The organism is Gilliamella sp. App6-5 (assembly GCF_001690525.1).
Taxonomy (GTDB): Bacteria; Pseudomonadota; Gammaproteobacteria; order Enterobacterales; family Orbaceae; genus Gilliamella; species Gilliamella apicola_H.
In genome coordinates, this window is the sequence record NZ_LZGT01000034.1 from 1 (window position 1) to 17,041 (window position 17,041).

The window sequence follows — 17,041 nt, forward strand, 5'->3', positions numbered from 1 at the left end:
TTTAAAATTAGAACAGCATTACTGCTCAAAAGTGATGTTGTTAACATTAGCACCACAAAAACATTATTAGCAAATGGTTGAAAATAATTTAACTATTTATTTTTAATAATAAAAATAATCATAAACTATATAAAATAGAATAGGTAACGGTATAATGTCGTCTAATAACACTCTTCAACAACCAAAACATTCAATTTCTCAAATATTGTCGCTTTTTAATTATTTAAAACTTTTTTTCGTCACATTTATTTTATACTACATACAAACGTCATAGTTCATTTATAAAATTTTTCTCTTTACGTTTACCCCTATTTACTTGTATTTATCTTCTTTTATATGCTAATAATGCAATAGCCTTATCGGCAATGACAAATCAAGTCATACATGGTAGTGCACCGTATTTAACTTTGGATGGTGGAATTACAAAAACTGAGAGTTTAGAAGAATTGTTAGGTATAACGTTATCAAATAATAAAAGCTATATTCCACAGGGTGTAAGTAAGAGATTATATCCTAATGGTATAATAGATTTTTCAAGTGAAATCAACCCTATTGAGTTACCGAATAAAACTGACACGTTTGAGAGTGTGCAAACAATAGTACCTATGGCAAACTACCCACGCATTGACCTAGCTGAGTTGGTTGGGAAACCGTATAATTATGGAAAAGACGATGATGATGAACATTTGAGCGCAACAGGTAGCTTAACGATTAAGTGGCAAAATAGAAAAGGCGAAGATATTACTGATGCGGTTAAAGCATACCCAAATAAACCATTAAATATTTGTAATGCGCCTTATAAATTAACATTAACAGCAACTGATGCTGAGTTATGGACACAGTATGGCATACCAAAAGGGAGTCATTTTTCCGGATCTAGCCACTCATATTACATTAAACCAAAGATTGACATACCTTTAGCGTGCTATGCTCAACCTAATTTAAACAATGGTACGGGGAAATATGCTGGTCCAAAGGAACAGTGGGATCAATATGATGGATTTAAAGTACAAAGCCTTAGCAATGCATCAAAGAATTTCCCTACAACTGGAGCAAATAATTTATATTTTAAATTAATACTTGCAGGTATGACAGCAAGACAAATGATTGCTATCAATGGCAGTATAGTAAAACCAGTATCAGGTATGGGGATTACACTGTCATTAACTGCTGAAAATAATGCATTAGACAAAAATGTTGTTCGGGTGACCTTAAAAGGACCAACAAAAGACTCGATGAATAAAATGTTTAAACCAGCAAGATTTGAACTTTATCGTGATAAGGCGAAAAACTTGATATATCAATTTAAAATAGATCGTTGGTTTATCGTAAAACCAGGGAATACAGGTCAAAATTACAATAATGCGCTTTCGTTTTGTAAAAATCTTTCCTCATCACAAACGTATTTTGTCCCTGCAGCACAAGATTATACAAACGCAAATGGTTATGATTGGAATTTAGGAGTGCCAGGACAAGGAAATACGTATCAACGTAGAATTAGTTATTGGAATAATTCTCAATGGGTTGGAGGGTTGTTTAGTGAATGGGGAATTATTTATGATTATCGTGATGCAGGTTGGGATCCAGGTGACTATTGGGTAACAGATGTCTCTCAAGAAGGTAAAAGGTACAATGTTTTCGCTAAATTGGGTGATATAGATATTCACTTCTGGAATAATTCTAGTGATAGGGTTGCTTGTGTTGCTTGGTAAACGCTTAATAAAATTATTTACATAAGAATAATGTGAATAAATTTTATTTCTCTGGATTTATAGAGCAAATTTAAAAATATTTGTTAATAAAGGAAAAAAAGAAGTCCCTATGATATTAAGTTTTTTATAGTGACTTCTTAGATAACAATAGGCATAGTATTTTGCTTTTCTTAAAAATTTAATAACAGTTTTCGTTTTTAGTTTGTTTATTCATCTTTTAGTATTATTATCAACATAATTTCATATCAACATTAGGGAATGATGTGAGTAAATTACAGAATAAAACAAGCAAATGCGATTTTTTACACAAACCGATAACAATTGATGATGTAGCTGCCCTAACTAATAATATACAATTACCTTTTTCCTACATTGAACCAAGTACTAATGCTAATAGTACAATTTCAAATCCCACCGATGAAGAAAAAATTGTTTATAGTGCATGTTTAGTTAACTGCGGTAGTCGTTGTCCTTTAAAGGTCCATGTAAAAAACGATATTATTACTAAAATAGCGTCAGAAGATGGGGTAAATGATTCCGTCTTTGGGTTGTACCAAATTCGTCCTTGTCTTCGTGGTAGATCGGTTCGTTGGCGCACTTATGATCCCGATCGTTTAAAATATCCTATGCTACGCATTGGTCAACGAGGTGAAGGTAAATTTAAACGTATTTCATGGAGCGAGGCGATTAATTTACTGGCAGATAAACTCAAATATACAATTAATCAATATGGCAACGAGGCAATTTATTACCAATATGGTTCAGGAACAACCGGCGCTAATCTTTCAGGTCGTAATGCATGTCAGCGTTTTTTAAGTACGATTGGTGGTTTTTTAAATTATCATGGTGATTATTCCAGTGGGCAGATTTCGGCTATTCGACCTTATATTTTTGGTAATGCTAAGGATTCTTTGCTTGATCAAATAAAGCATTCCGATTTAGTTGTGATGTTTGGGCATAATATTGCCGAAACAAGAATGTCAGGTGGAGGGCAAGTTACAGAGCTTTTTCAAGCATTAGAGCAAAGCAATGCACGGGTGATTATTATTGATCCGCGTCATAGCGAAAGCGTGGTGGCGTATAATGCCGAGTGGATCCCAATTATTCCCGGTACCGATGCCGCATTAGTCGCCGCAATTGGCTATACATTACTTGAGCAAGATCGCATTGATGAAAACATGCTTAATCAATATTGTATTGGTTGGAGTGCCGATTCATTGCCTGATAGTGCGCCACCTTATAGTGATTATAAGTCTTACCTTTTAGGATTAGGCTATGACAGAACGCCTAAAACGCCAGAATGGGCAGCTAAAAAAACGGGTATTCCGGCTGTACAAATTCGTAAATTAGCGATGGAGATTATCAATGCTAAGGCTGCTTGGATTTCGCAAGGTTATGGTGTACAGCGTTGGCAAAATGGCGAACATACCGCTCGAGCTATTATGATTTTACCCATTATAACTGGTCAATTTGGTAAGCCGGGTACCAATATCGGCACGTGGGGTGGCAGTATTGTTTATCCGATACCTAGCTTTAATTTGCCAAATCCAGTAAAAACTAGCATACCTTTCTTTTTGTGGACGAAAGCAATTGCAGATAGCCCAAACATGACAGCTAAAAATGCTTACCTAAAAGGTAAAGATAAGCTGGATGTTGGTATTAAATTTATCTGGAATTACGCCGGTAATGTAATGGGAAATCAGCATTCGGATCTTAATTATACCCATCAAATTTTACAAGATGAGTCTAAATGTGAATTTATTCTTGTTTGGGATACCCATATGACCGCATCAGCCAAATATGCCGATTTATTGTTACCGGATGTTTCATCAGTTGAAAATACTGATTTGATTAATAATTCTTATTCATCTGGTGCGTATAGCTATCTTATTCGTATGCAACAGGCAATTAAGCCACTTTGGGAAAACCGATCAGCGTATGATGTATTAACTGAACTGTCCGAGAAAATGGGTATAAAAGATAAATTTACCGAAAACCGTAGTCAAGATGAGTGGATAGCGTATTGTTATGAGCAGTTACGAAAACATGAACCTCATTTACCTCCTTTTGCCGATACTGACGGTATGGGAGTAATTGATCGTAAACTTGCTGATACTGATACTCAAATTGGATTAAAAGCTTTTAGAGATGATCCAATTAAAAATCCATTAAATACTCCGTCCGGAAAAATTGAGATCTATTCTGAAGCGCTAGCTAACATAGCCAATGAATGGGAACTTGATGCAGACGATATACTCTACCCCATTCCGGCGTATTTACCAGCGATTGAAGGCAGTGAAGATAAACTCAAACGTAAAAAATATCCGTTGCAACTTATCGGTTTTCATACCAAAGGGCAATGCCATTCCAGTTACAGTAATTTACCGCAACTGCGCGAAGCGGTTGCTAATAGTCTTTGGATTAATCCATTAGATGCTGAGCAAAGGCAAATAAAACATGGCCAGTTAGTTGAGGTTTATAACGACCGCGGTCGGCTTTCTATTCCTGCTAAAGTCACACCCAGAATATTACCGGGTGTCATTGCTATTCCGCAAGGAATGTGGGCAAAAACCAATGAGGTGGGGATTGATATTGGCGGTTGTATTAATCGCTTAACATCATTGCGTCCAACAGTACTTGCAAAAGCGAATCCCCAGCATACCAATTTGGTTGAAGTCAAACCATTATTAAACATCATAAATTAAACAACGGATAATAAAAATGCAATATGGATTTTATATTGATTCTTCAAAATGCACCGGTTGCAAAACTTGCCAACTCAGTTGTAAAGACGAAAAAGATAATGCATTAGGTGTTCATTTTCGCCGTGTTTACGAGTATGGCGGAGGAACTTGGCAGCAAGTTGATGGTATGTGGCAAAACGATATTTTTACCTATTATTTATCCATCTCATGTAATCATTGTCAAGAACCTGCTTGTGTACAAGGTTGCCCAACGGGTGCAATGCATAAACGATCACAAGATGGCTTAGTTGTTGTTAAACAAGATATTTGCATCGGTTGCCGACATTGTGAAACCCATTGCCCTTATGGTGCACCGCAGTTTGATCATCAAAAACAAGTCATGTCAAAATGTGATGGCTGCTATGAACGTGTTGCTGAGGGATTAAGACCTGTTTGCGTTGAATCGTGTCCACAAAGAGCCTTAGATTTTGACGAAATTGAAAAACTACGTCAGCATTATGGTGATGAATGTGATATTGCACCACTACCGAGCTCGCAGCTCACTAAACCCAATATAGTGATAAAACCCCATGCACAAGCCAAAGCATCTGGCGATACTTTAGGTAAAATACTCAATCCTGAGGAAGTATAAGCAATATGCGCAACTTACCACTGGTGTTTTTTTACGGTTTTAGAACAATTAACTAATGGCATAGTTTTGAGGAGATATTTCTTTGAATAAAATCGCATCTATCACTTTAGCAAAGCTACTTGGTGCTTTTTTTTATTATCCACCAAATAGTAACGTTACTGCGCCATTAATACAGGCATTATTACATATTAACCATTTGGTCAAGTGGCCAGATCCTGCTTTTATTGATAAGCAGTGTAATATATTGGCTAATCATATGGATGATCCTGAACTTAACTATCAATTTTCATTACTATTTGAAGGTCAAGGAACAATGCCAGCACCACCATGGGGTTCATTTTACCTCGATAAAGAACACCTATTGCTAAGTGAATCACAAGCATACTATCGTAAATTTTTGCAACAACATGGTTTGACACTCAATACAGGAATAAATGAGCCAGAAGATCAATTTGGATTAATGCTAATGGCCTATGCCATATTGCTTGAAAATAATAACGCTGTAGTGGCAAAACAATTAATCAATGAGCATTTGATGATTTGGTCTTCTTCCTATCTAAAAAAGCTAAAGCAAAACAGGGTTAGCCCGTTTTATCAAGCTTTAGCGGAGATTGTTGATCAATATTTACAGATGCTTTAATGACATAATATGCATGTTCATTGAACAAAAAGTTAGTTATTTTATTCAAATATTCACTTTGTTTCGTTATAAGGGATAACCTACGATATCATAATATTGCAGCTTTTATCGTAATCGGTATAATGCCTCCTCTGATTTTTAAGGTAAATAATATTGATGTTAGCTTATATACAATTAATGCGGTTAGACAAACCAATTGGCACCTTATTACTACTTTGGCCAACACTCTGGGCAATTTGGCTTACTGGCTTACCTTATACTTATATCACGCTCATTTTTATTTTAGGTGTATTTGTTATGCGTGCAGCTGGCTGTGTAGTCAATGATTATGCCGATCGCCATTTTGATGCACACGTTGAACGGACAAAAAATCGCCCCCTTGCCCGTGGTGTATTGACCGAAAAAAACGCATTATGGATCTTATTTATATTATTGTTTATCGCCCTTTGTTTATTGTTAACTTTAAATAAATTATCGTGGTTGATTGCCTGTTTTGCATTATTAACCGCACTGATTTATCCTTTTATGAAGCGTTATACTCATTTACCACAAGTCATATTGGGCATTGCATTTAGTTGGAGCATTCCGATGGTATATGCGGCAACCATTGAGCAGTTTCCGTTAACCTGTTGGTTGCTTTTCTTCACTAATATATGTTGGACAATTGTTTATGACACTGAATATGCCATGGTCGATCGCAATGACGATGTAAAAATTGGCATCAAATCCACCGCCATCTTATTTGGATGTTATGACAAATTAATCATTGGATTATTGCAGATAGTTTCAGTTATTGGTCTATTATTTATTGGTTTAACCAATCAGTTATCGCAGATCTTCTATATTGCTTTATTATTAGTTACAGCACTATTTATTTACCAACAATGGCTAATAAAAAATCGAGTTCGAAACAGATGTTTCAACGCGTTTATGAATAATAATTATGTAGGGTTTATCGTGTTTTTAGGTCTGCTCTTTAATTAAAATTAAATTTATTCATTATGTTATAGATTGATTCGTCTAAATATTGCCATGATAAAATTTTATTTAGCCCCCCCTTTTGCTATTAAAAAAAATAATTAAAGTACCTCAACTGTTGCCACTTGTTTAGGCCCCTCATAAATAATTATTTTAAACCCTTTATTGAGTAAATAACTGGGCGCATTTTCCATTAAAAAACGGGCTTCACCAAAACCTATTCTTTCGTGAGTGTTAATGTTCTCATTATTTTTAACATTTATTACCAATGACCAACTTGTCATATCACCCTGCTTGTCTTTAAGCGGTTCAGTGATCGGATAGTATTTTGTATTTATGGGAAGCGTTAGTTTTCCACCTTGTTGTATAGATCGCCAATAAATTTTGACATTAACTGTCGAACGTTGCATTTTTAGATTCCTATTTAGTCGTTTGTTATTCTGTTGTTTTTCAATATGTATACCACATTTCTATAAAAGGCTTCTTAATAATAAATTATCAAATTTTACTTAGCCATAAAGATTCTTTTATGTTTAAAAAGACAGATCTTACATACTCCCATCGTGAGAGAAAAATTTACCTAGAAAATTACACTTGCTTCAATTTTAAGCTAATAGGTGTCTACCTTCTTATAAATACATCACTAAATTGCTCAATCATTTCTTTTGTGACGATATTATTTTTATAATCTGTTAAGTAACTTTTGTTTAATTTGCTATAACCATTTTTATCCAATTTATCCACCTGCCAATTGCAAACAGGACATAGTTCAAAAATAGCATCTTCAGCGCTTTCGAACACCATAAAATGACAACAAACACAAGCTACCCCTGATATTTCACTATCTGGGTGATCAATAATCTTGATTTTATTACCGGTAATTTGCTCGATTTTTGTTTCGAGATAACGATTTTTGAATAACGGTGAGGGTTTATAATTATCAAGAATATCATTATTAAATATTGCTTGTTTAGCATGCTCGCAAGATTGCTGGTTTATCATGCCATTTTCAAATAAATATGTTGTTCTAGCTTGTAAGCCTAAACTAAATAACGCATGATAACTTAAAAAATTGATGACCTCATCACGCAAAAAAGATATACACATAATGTTGCTATGCCTCTATTAAGCTCATAGTTAAATGAACGCTATAATGCTAATTATCTATTTAGCAAAAATATAATTATCACAAACGGTCATTTTTTGAAATAAATGTAAAGCACAATTGAAGCAATAACCCAACCCCATATAAGAATATCTAGCTGGCGATATTTCTTATATTTTTTGTCAAGAGATTGTAATAGTTCATCCAAAAATAAAATAAAACAGTTAAATGATTCAAATTGCAGTGTTAATTCTTGCTCTACGACTGACCAGTAGTAAACACAACCATTATCTTGAGGCCTTAATGAAAGCAGGTAACAATTCAAGTTTAGATCAGAAGCAAAAGGTAGCATATCTTGTAGCTGCGGAAAATCTCGCTTAAACTGCGCATAAATATTTTCTATTGTAAGGCCATATTTTATGCTAAAAAAATTAATCAAAAACTTGTCATCAACATAATTACTCATTTTACTATCAACTTGTATGAAAGTTCCTCCGTTAAATTGGCGGTAAAAGTTGATAAAATCATCGGGAATTTTATTCCCAACGAATTGACTAAATTCGTTGAGTTCTTCATCAGTTAATTGTTGTTGTGTTTCTTCGAGTTTCAATACCATTTGTTTTTTCTTTTCACCCAAACCGTATCAACTAAAAAGCATGACTTATTATTTTTTTATTTAATAGCTTCATCATGCACTTTTTATTATTTGAGTTATAAATTGATTTCGTCAATAGTTTGCATTACTCGTGCTGTAATTAGAGGCTTAAGTATTGTATTCATGGTTTCAATTTTTGCTAAGTTGGTATCATTCTGGTCATCTAAATAACCTTGCTCTCGTAGTGATGCGACTAATGTTGAAAAGACACCTTTGTCGAAGAATTCTGGAGCATTAATACCATGCAAAACAGATAACCGCTCAGCAATGAGTCGCGCCTCTTTTTCTAGTGTCGCACGGCTAATCGTTGGATCTTTTTGCAATAAAGAAAACGCAATGGCATAACGTTGCAATGTATCTTTAGATGATGACGCAATTAACTGTAAATCCGACATTTTTAAATAATTCAATGTTAATTTATCTGGTGAATAGCTGATGAGGTTTAATTCGGCATACGTTTTAATAATTTTATTCACATATTCAGTAAGTTGTTCTGCATTATGATAAACAAATAGTTCTGATTTGATTAAAGGAAAAATTAGTTTTACTTGTTCTAGCACTTCAGTAGATGAAATTCGATTATGTTTGAGTAAAATTCTCGCCACGATAGCAGGAATAATCAGCAAATGCTGAATATTATTTCGATAATAAGTCATTAAAACCGCTTGTTCGGAAGTCAGACCGACGATTTCGCCAGCTTCATCTGTTGTGATAACAAATTTCCCCATTTCTTTAGCATGTTCATACAATTCTTCTGGTGTTTGATCTGGAATAGTTATCAAATCTGAATAAGGAATACTTTTTAATAATTTTAACAAATGATCTATCTGTTCAACTAACCTAACTTTAGTTAGCGCTCGTTGATCTGCCGCTAATAATATTGAACAACATAAATTCATCGCGTTGATTGCCGCTGATGAATTAATATGCTCCATAATTTGCTTAGCAAGTAAGTTAGTTGTTGGTGTCAACCATTGTGGGCGTTGGGTGCCGGTTGGTTCGATAGCATCTCGCCATTCTGGTATATGTTGGTTTAAAAATTGGTTTAACGGTATCGGTTGACCAAAATTAACATAACCAAACCCCAATTTTTTTAGTTTTAAAAATGCTTTTATAGTACGCCATAAACTCTCTTTTTCTTTTTTTGCTCCTCGCAATTCATTGGCATAGGTAGCAACTTCTAGTACATGCTCATAACCAATATAAACGGGCACAACAGTAATTGGTCTTGCATCACCACGTAATAATGTTTGAATTGTCATCATTAACATGCCTGTTTTAGGATCAAGTAACCGACCGGTACGTGATCGCCCACCTTCAATAAAATATTCAACAGCATAACCGCGGATAAAAAGTTCAGCTAAATATTCTCGAAAAACCGAAGTATAGAGTTTATTACCTCTGAATGAGCGACGAATAAAAAATGCACCCAATCGCCTAAAAATAGGACCTGCGGGCCAAAAGTTCAAGTTAATGCCAGCTGCAATATGGGGCGGGACTAGCCCTTGTCGATAAAGCACATAAGATAATAACAAGTAGTCCATATGGCTACGGTGGCAAGGAGCATAGACAATTTCATGACCATTTTGCGCTAACTCACGAACAGGATCAGCATTTGTCACTTTTAACCCTTGATAAAGCCTATTCCACGCCCACGTGAGGACAAAATCTGTAATTCTTAGCATACGATAAGAAAAATTAGCCGCAATTTCATTTAAAATGGCTAATGCATTTTTTTGGGCTCTATCAAGACTCACATTTTTACTTTTGGCTTCTTCTTGTATGGCTTCAGAAAGTACTTGTTTCTTGAGTAAATTATTTAACATTGCTTGACGAACAGGAAGTTTAGGGCCAATTGAAGCCATGCGCTGTTTTGCAAAATGAATCCGTGCAACACGTGCCAATTTATGTGCTAAAACAGGAAGATCTTGCTGTTTATCCACATGAATATCTTTAAATGAAACCGTGCGAGAAAATCGCGTATAACAGTCTCTGCCTGACGTAATTATTTTAAAAAACTTACTGGTTGCGCCAAGCACTTGTAGTGATAGTTTTTTTTTCCCTTCAGTATCGGGACGACGCCCAAACATCACCGAAACAGGTAACATTTGGATATCAAGATCATGATTTTGTTGATGTGCCGAAATATAATCTCTTAAAATTTCAATCGCTTTGTTTTTTTGTTGATTAGAGGCAAAAATACCTGGCCCTTTATCGATATAGAGATAAGAAGGAATGTTTTTACCATTGATATCAATGCCAACTAATGGATCAGGTAAATGATATTGTAAACAAAGAGAACGAATTACCATCAAATCAATTTGAGAGTTGTAAGGTAACACATATAAAATTGGTCTGTCGGTATCAAGGTCTAATTCTGTTATTGGATCGGTAGGAATCGGTTTACTTTTAACAAAAAGTTTGACCAAGATTTGGATAAGAAAAAAATAAACTTTAGTCCACCAAGAAAACATAAAAAAATAAACCTCATACTTTTGCGTTATTGATATACCTAACTAATTTTAATTATTTAACCCATCAACCAAACAAAAATAAAAGTTTTGCTTGTAAAGCTAGATAGTGTTTTTATGTATTAAAAAGAGCAATGAATTAAGTATATACTTGTTACCGTTTGATCGTTAACAAATTTGCACAATCTTTAGTCCATGTGATTTTAGGTAAATAAAAAACAGATTATAACGTTTTATTGCTATCAACGCCACGAATCTACTTGGCTTTTATCTTCAATATTGATCCTATAATATTGATTAGATTAATCCTTACCTACATAAACGTCTTTACAAAAAAGTGTTTATTTTTATAACACTCTTTTATTTTTTGTAAAAAAGATTATCTTATTAGGCACCCAAAATAACTTCCCTTTAATTGAACAAAAATAATGAAATTATATGGCCTTTCTGGCACCAAAATTAGCTGTGCATTTATATCTGCATGTATAAGTACTCCTTATAACACAACTCGTTTTATCAAAGATCTAATAGCCGGAATAACCGTTGGTATAATTGCTATACCGCTAGCAATGGCGCTAGCAATTGCTAGCGGCGTACCACCACAGTATGGTCTATACACCGCAATTATAGCGGGCTTTGTGATAGCCTTAACGGGCGGATCACGTTTTAGTGTTTCAGGTCCTACTGCTGCATTTGTGGTTATTTTATACCCTGTATCGTTACAATATGGGTTATCTGGATTACTCGTTGCAACATTACTGTCTGGCATATTTCTTGTATTAATGGGATTGATTCGACTAGGGCGATTAATCGAATACATTCCATTACCCGTGGTATTAGGTTTCACATCAGGTATTGCCATAACTATAGCAACCATGCAAATTAAAGATTTTTTTGGCTTGACGCTTGAGCATATGCCAGAGCGCTATATTGAAAAAGTTATTGAGTTAACGAAAACACTACCCACCATAAATATTGCTGACACTATAGTCGGAATAGTAACACTGATGGTGTTAATTGTATGGCCAAAACTTAAAGTCAAAATATCGGGTCACTTACCGGCACTGGTTGCTGGCATTACTGTCATGTTTATTTTTAATCAATTTGGTTATCAAATTGAAACCATCGGTTCACGATTTACCTATACGCTAGCCGATAATACAATAGGTCATGGCATACCCTCTGTATTACCAGAATTTATTTTACCTTGGCAGCATGCTGAATTTAATTGGGATTGGTCAACACTAACCGCCTTATTACCGATTTCGTTAACCATGGCAATGTTATGCGCCATTGAATCACTACTTTGTGCTGTCGTATTAGATGAAATGACGCATACCAAACATCACTCAAATAGCGAACTGATTGGCCAAGGGTTAGGAAATATTATTGCGCCCTTTTTTGGTGGCATTTCAGCAACAGCAGCTATCGCGCGGTCGGCGGCAAATGTCAAAGCAGGAGCGACTTCACCGATTGCTGCCGTTTTGCATTCACTCGTTGTGTTACTTGCACTAATTTGCTTTGCACCCGCATTATCATTTATCCCACTTTCTGCTATGGCAGCATTGTTACTTATCGTGGCATGGAATATGAGTGCGGTTCAACGCGTCATTTATATTATTAAATGTGCGCCAAAAGATGATATTTTAATTATGTTTATTTGCATGTCGCTCACAGTACTATTTGATATGGTGATTGCAATTACACTTGGGATTGTACTGGCATCAATTCTATTTATGCGTCGTATTGCTCGAATGACTCGCTTAGTTGAGCTAAATCGCAGTGACGATAAAACTTTAGTGTTACGTATTAATGGGCCACTGTTTTTTGCTGCTGCTGAACGCACATTTTTAGAGATATATCAAAAGATTAATGGATATGAACACATAGTACTACAATGGGATGCGGTACCTATTCTTGATGCTGGTGGACTCAATGCTTTAATACATTTTATCGATGAATTACCTGAACATGTTGATCTATCAATTTGTGAATTACAATTTCAACCATTAAAAACATTAGCTCGCGCAAAAATTGTTCCTATTTCTAACAAACTCATGTTCTATTCAACGTTAGATGAAGCACTGAAAGATAAAAGCTAATCCACAATTTAGCTTTATTATATTGACTAATTTATATGCGCAGTGAAAGTTTGCATAAAAACGCATTACTGTGCAATAAATTGTACCTTCATGACCTTTCTTTTCATTTACTAATCGCTGTTACCAGACTAAGGTCTTTGCAGTGGTTTGCATTTGAAATCCAAAATTAACTCACAAAAATAGGTAAATAACATGATATCTAACGAAAACAAGTTCCACGCTCTTAAAGAAAAATCAAGCTGGTTTATTTTAGTCGGTATTATTTTAATTGTATTAGGGTGCTTAGCATTAGGTTATCAGTTCATTGCAACCGTTTTTTCTATTTATTTCATTGGTGCATTAATTCTCATTGCAGGTATTGCCCAAGCACTACATTCTTTTAGCATTAAAAGCTTTGGTCAATCAGCCTTATGGGCAGTAATGGGAATTTTATATATTTTTATTGGGTTAATGTCATTTTTCCAACCCATTGCTGTTTCATCTGCCTTAACATTAGTGATGTCGTTCTTGTTAATTATGAGCGGCTTTACCCAAATATTTGCTGCTATAAATAACCGCAATTTACCTCGTTGGGGATGGGTTTTAACCTCTGGGATTATTACATTAATTTTAGGATTTATGATTATTGCAAGTTGGCCGTATGACAGTCTTTGGATATTAGGTATGTTTTTAGGTATTGATCTTATTTTCCAAGGTTGGGCATATGTGGCAATTGGGTTTGCTCTAAAAACAGTGAATTTTAAATAAGTTGTTTCTTGCTCACAATTTAGTTGTTATCAGTGGTAATTACTTAGTAATTACCACATTAATTGTGAGCAACAACTAATTACCATAATGAACGACAAGCAAAAAATAGCTTACCCAATTTAAGTGTAGAAAAACACCGAGTCATTTACGCTTCATGATTAAAATAATCTACTAAAAACGCATAAGGCATCTTACCAAAAAGCGCTTTATGCGTTTTGAAATATTATATTTATTAATCAATTGTTTAACCATTAATTTCCTATCTTTGGAACCACTAAATATTTACGGATGATAGCATACCACCATTAAGGGACGTATTATGCTTTATGCTTTCCCGCCGTCGCTTGAGCGAATTTTTCATTTATATCGGGATTATTCCCTATTTTATTGGTGCAAAATTAGAGTATTTTTTTGTAAAAAATATTCAGGATTCTATACCGTTTCAGCATAAAATCATTTTAAATTTAATTAGTTAAAAAATATAACTAATAAAGCATAACGTTGCTTAAATCCCTTATTCAACAAAGGCACTAAGCCGCTATCAGTTACTAGTTTAAATAACAGAAATTATTCATATTAAACAATATTTATTTAACCATTTTTTAAAAAAAGGTTAAATTTCACACTAAAACAGTGTACAATTTTTAGCTCAGCTGTCTGTTATTTGAACTTAATGATGAAAATATCAGTGTTAAATAAAAAAATAACTAAAAATAACACAGATTGATTTTTATAAAATGGATATAAGGAGGAAAAACATGTCAAATGAACTTAATCGTCTTCTGAGCCAGCTCGGTGACGGGTTTAGCGATTTAATGGCGGGCTTAGGGGGCGTTAGCCATAATCGTTATACCTTAACGGTTGACGGGCTGGGCGCGCCGATTTCGGTTTTACATGTTGAGGGTAATGAGTCGTTAAACCAGCCTTGGCGTTATGTAATCTCCTTTACCAGTACTGATAAAACCTTATCGCCAGATTCCTTTCTTAATCAAAAATCGACCTTCTCCTTTAATCCGGTTATCAATAAACCATTAACTTCCGCTATCCGCTCATTAAGTGACTTGCCCACGTTGACGAATAAACGCACCTTGCATGGGGTGATTACTGAGTTTAGTCAGTTATCCGTCAATAAAGAGGAAGCCCATTATCAAGTGGTGTTATCCTCGTGCTTAGCACGGTTGGCTATTGGGCAACATAATGCCATATTTCAAAATCAAAGTGTGGTGAGTGTGGTTGAAGAAGTGCTGCGCAGTCATGGTTTGACGGGGATTGATTACCGTTTAGAGTTAAAAGATAGCTATCCTGAGCGGGAGTTTATCACGCAGTGGCAAGAAAGTGACCTTGAATTTATTCAACGCTTATTGGCTGATGTGGGTATCTGGTTTCGCTTTGAAACCCACGCCGAACATCATTGTGATGTGATGGTGTTAAGTGATTATGAACAAGGTTATGCGCAGGTGGCTAATATTGACTATAAACAACCCAGTGGCATGGCAGATAGTGGCGTTGAAAGTGTGTGGGATATCAGCCTGCATAGTGAAGTGGTGGTCTCCTCAGTCAAGGTACAAGACTATAACTACCGTGATGCCCTAGCCGATTTACAGGGCGAAATAAACACCCAACCCAAAGACCTTACCACCTATGGCAGCGACTATCGCTATGCCGAGCACTATAAAGGCTTAGAGAGTAACGGACAAAAAAAACCGCAAGATAGTGGCGATAATAACGATGATGATGATAACAATATTAATAATGATAATCGTGATAACGGCAATAATCCTAATGAGAATAACAGGCATGACGATAATCAGATTGAAAGCGGTCAGTGGTATGCCCGTATTCGCCATGAACAGGCGATTAGCCAGCAAATTATCCTCAAAGGCAAGAGTAACCACTATAACCTTGCTCCCGGCCAATGGATTAACCTCAACGGCAGCCCGCTGGCAGATATCAATGACGGTATCATCATTTTAACGGTACAAGGGCAGGGTAACCGCACTGATGCTTATGAACTCACCTTTACCGCTATTCCCTATCAAGCCTTAAAACCCTATCGCCCAGCGCCTATACGCTGGCCACAAGTCAGTGGCACTTTACCTGCCCGTGTCACCAGTCCCAATCATGACACCTATGGCTATATTGACCCGCAAGGGCGCTATCGGGTTAAATTTAACTTTGATTTAAAAGAGTGGAAAAAGGGCACGGAAAGCTTATGGGTACGCTTAGCTAAACCGTATGCGGGTAACACCTATGGCTTTCACTTCCCGTTAATTGATGGCACTGAAGTAGCCATCGCCTTTATGCAGGGCAATCCTGACCGGCCGTATATTGCCCATGCGATGCATGACAGTGCTCACCCCGACCTTGTTACCACCATTAACAAACACCGCAATGTGATTCGCACGCCGGCTAATAACAAACTGCGCATGGATGATAAACGTGGGCAAGAGCATATCAAACTGGCCACCGAATACGGCAAAACTCAACTTAATATTGGTCACTTAGTTAACGAAAAAAAACAACCTCGCGGTGAAGGCTTTGAACTGCGCACCGACGAATGGGGGGCGATTGCTGCCAATAGAGGCTTATACTTAACCACGCAAACCGAGCCCAAAGCGCAAGGTAAACAGCTCGATATGCAAGCGGCAATAAGCCAACTTGAAAATGCCCTCTCCATTGCCAAAGCGCTACAAAATGCCGCCACCCAATCCGCGGCGCACAGCGCCGATACCGACAGCCAAGAACAACTTAAAGCCAACTTAACTCAGCTAACCCAAAGTGGCATTTTAGGCTACGCTCAAGAAGGCATCGCCCTAACCAGCCCTGAAAATATTCAACTGACAACAGCGAGCAACCTCACCTTAACCAGCGAAAATCAAACCGATATCAACGCTTTAAACAACGTCACCGTATCATCGGCTGAAGCGATAGGGCTATTTGCCCATAAATCAGGTATGAAACTGTTTGCCAACCAAGGTGATATTGAAGTGCAAGCCCAAAATGCCAATCTCAATATGGCGGCCAAGCAAGATATCAAAGTGGATAGCGTGGATGGTGAGGTAACTATCACAGCGAGCGATGAACTAACGCTTATTTGTGGTGGTTCGTACATCAAAATCAGCAGTGAAGGCATTGAACTGGGTACACAGGATAATATCTATCTTAAATGTAATGTGTTCCAGAAGATGGGGCCGGCAAATATGGATGTCGATGCTTTATTACCTGCTGGTTGTGAATCGGCGATACAAGAAGCGGATAAACTACAAAAAGCAAATGTAAAACTTGGATAAGTTAT

12 protein-coding genes are annotated in these 17,041 nt (G+C 36.1%); 8 read left to right on the forward strand and 4 right to left on the reverse strand.

The window, feature by feature from the left end; genetic code table 11:
• Positions 1 to 365: 365 nt before the first annotated feature.
• The 5 genes from A9G24_RS04020 to ubiA all read left to right on the forward strand — a co-directional run bounded on the left by A9G24_RS04020 (position 366) and on the right by ubiA (position 6,672).
• A complete protein-coding gene (locus tag A9G24_RS04020; RefSeq protein WP_065637883.1) occupies positions 366 to 1,712 on the forward strand; it encodes a hypothetical protein in 1,347 nt (448 codons plus the stop codon).
• Positions 1,713 to 1,975: 263 nt separating this feature from the next.
• Entirely contained in the window at positions 1,976 to 4,417 is a 2,442-nt protein-coding gene (locus tag A9G24_RS04025; RefSeq protein WP_176701160.1) for a DMSO/selenate family reductase complex A subunit, read from the forward strand.
• A 16-nt stretch (positions 4,418 to 4,433) separates the two neighbouring features.
• On the forward strand, positions 4,434 to 5,048 hold the full coding sequence (locus A9G24_RS04030) for a DMSO/selenate family reductase complex B subunit (protein WP_065637885.1): 615 nt from the start codon (positions 4,434 to 4,436) through the stop codon (positions 5,046 to 5,048).
• Between the two features lie 82 nt (positions 5,049 to 5,130).
• Positions 5,131 to 5,688: a TorD/DmsD family molecular chaperone gene (locus A9G24_RS04035; protein WP_081303075.1), complete on the forward strand. Its 558-nt coding sequence runs from the start codon at positions 5,131 to 5,133 to the stop codon at positions 5,686 to 5,688.
• 156 nt (positions 5,689 to 5,844) lie between these two features.
• A complete protein-coding gene (ubiA, locus tag A9G24_RS04040) occupies positions 5,845 to 6,672 on the forward strand; it encodes a 4-hydroxybenzoate octaprenyltransferase (RefSeq protein ID WP_065637886.1) in 828 nt (275 codons plus the stop codon).
• Between the two features lie 95 nt (positions 6,673 to 6,767).
• Here ubiA and A9G24_RS04045 read toward each other — a convergent pair whose 3' ends face one another.
• The 4 genes from A9G24_RS04045 to plsB all read right to left on the reverse strand — a co-directional run bounded on the left by A9G24_RS04045 (position 6,768) and on the right by plsB (position 10,900).
• Positions 6,768 to 7,076 carry a hypothetical protein gene (locus A9G24_RS04045; RefSeq protein ID WP_218056208.1) on the reverse strand — a complete coding sequence of 103 codons (309 nt, stop codon included), beginning with the start codon at positions 7,074 to 7,076 and terminating at the stop codon, positions 6,768 to 6,770.
• Between the two features lie 211 nt (positions 7,077 to 7,287).
• On the reverse strand, positions 7,288 to 7,773 hold the full coding sequence (locus A9G24_RS12465) for a CPCC family cysteine-rich protein (protein ID WP_081303076.1): 486 nt from the start codon (positions 7,771 to 7,773) through the stop codon (positions 7,288 to 7,290).
• An 89-nt stretch (positions 7,774 to 7,862) separates the two neighbouring features.
• Entirely contained in the window at positions 7,863 to 8,387 is a 525-nt protein-coding gene (locus A9G24_RS04055) for an SMI1/KNR4 family protein (RefSeq protein ID WP_065637887.1), read from the reverse strand.
• A 95-nt stretch (positions 8,388 to 8,482) separates the two neighbouring features.
• Positions 8,483 to 10,900 carry a glycerol-3-phosphate 1-O-acyltransferase PlsB gene (gene plsB / locus A9G24_RS04060; protein WP_065637888.1) on the reverse strand — a complete coding sequence of 806 codons (2,418 nt, stop codon included), beginning with the start codon at positions 10,898 to 10,900 and terminating at the stop codon, positions 8,483 to 8,485.
• Positions 10,901 to 11,325: 425 nt separating this feature from the next.
• On the opposite strand from plsB, the gene dauA reads away from it, so the two are divergent.
• From dauA to A9G24_RS04075, 3 genes are all read left to right on the forward strand, one after another.
• The gene (dauA, locus tag A9G24_RS04065) at positions 11,326 to 12,999 is read left to right on the forward strand and encodes a C4-dicarboxylic acid transporter DauA (RefSeq protein WP_065637889.1); all 1,674 of its coding nucleotides are present in this window, start codon (positions 11,326 to 11,328) and stop codon (positions 12,997 to 12,999) included.
• Positions 13,000 to 13,191: 192 nt separating this feature from the next.
• Positions 13,192 to 13,746 (forward strand): HdeD family acid-resistance protein, encoded by a 555-nt coding sequence (locus A9G24_RS04070; RefSeq protein WP_065637890.1) that lies wholly within the window; start codon positions 13,192 to 13,194, stop codon positions 13,744 to 13,746.
• A gap of 758 nt (positions 13,747 to 14,504) precedes the next feature.
• Positions 14,505 to 17,036, forward strand: coding sequence for a type VI secretion system Vgr family protein (locus A9G24_RS04075; RefSeq protein ID WP_065637891.1), 2,532 nt, complete (start codon positions 14,505 to 14,507; stop codon positions 17,034 to 17,036).
• Positions 17,037 to 17,041: the final 5 nt, after the last annotated feature.

Bases quoted from the DNA above. Each gene is read 5' to 3' on its own strand.
- A9G24_RS04020 (WP_065637883.1), top strand. From the start codon at position 366: ATGACAAATCAAGTCATACATGGTAGTGCACCGTATTTAACTTTGGAT.
- A9G24_RS04030 (WP_065637885.1), top strand. From the start codon at position 4,434: ATGCAATATGGATTTTATATTGATTCTTCAAAATGCACCGGTTGCAAA.
- ubiA (WP_065637886.1), top strand. From the start codon at position 5,845: ATGTTAGCTTATATACAATTAATGCGGTTAGACAAACCAATTGGCACC.
- A9G24_RS04045 (WP_218056208.1), bottom strand. From the start codon at position 7,076: ATGCAACGTTCGACAGTTAATGTCAAAATTTATTGGCGATCTATACAA.
- A9G24_RS12465 (WP_081303076.1), bottom strand. From the start codon at position 7,773: ATGTGTATATCTTTTTTGCGTGATGAGGTCATCAATTTTTTAAGTTAT.
- A9G24_RS04055 (WP_065637887.1), bottom strand. From the start codon at position 8,387: ATGGTATTGAAACTCGAAGAAACACAACAACAATTAACTGATGAAGAA.
- plsB (WP_065637888.1), bottom strand. From the start codon at position 10,900: ATGTTTTCTTGGTGGACTAAAGTTTATTTTTTTCTTATCCAAATCTTG.
- dauA (WP_065637889.1), top strand. From the start codon at position 11,326: ATGAAATTATATGGCCTTTCTGGCACCAAAATTAGCTGTGCATTTATA.
- A9G24_RS04070 (WP_065637890.1), top strand. From the start codon at position 13,192: ATGATATCTAACGAAAACAAGTTCCACGCTCTTAAAGAAAAATCAAGC.
- A9G24_RS04075 (WP_065637891.1), top strand. From the start codon at position 14,505: ATGTCAAATGAACTTAATCGTCTTCTGAGCCAGCTCGGTGACGGGTTT.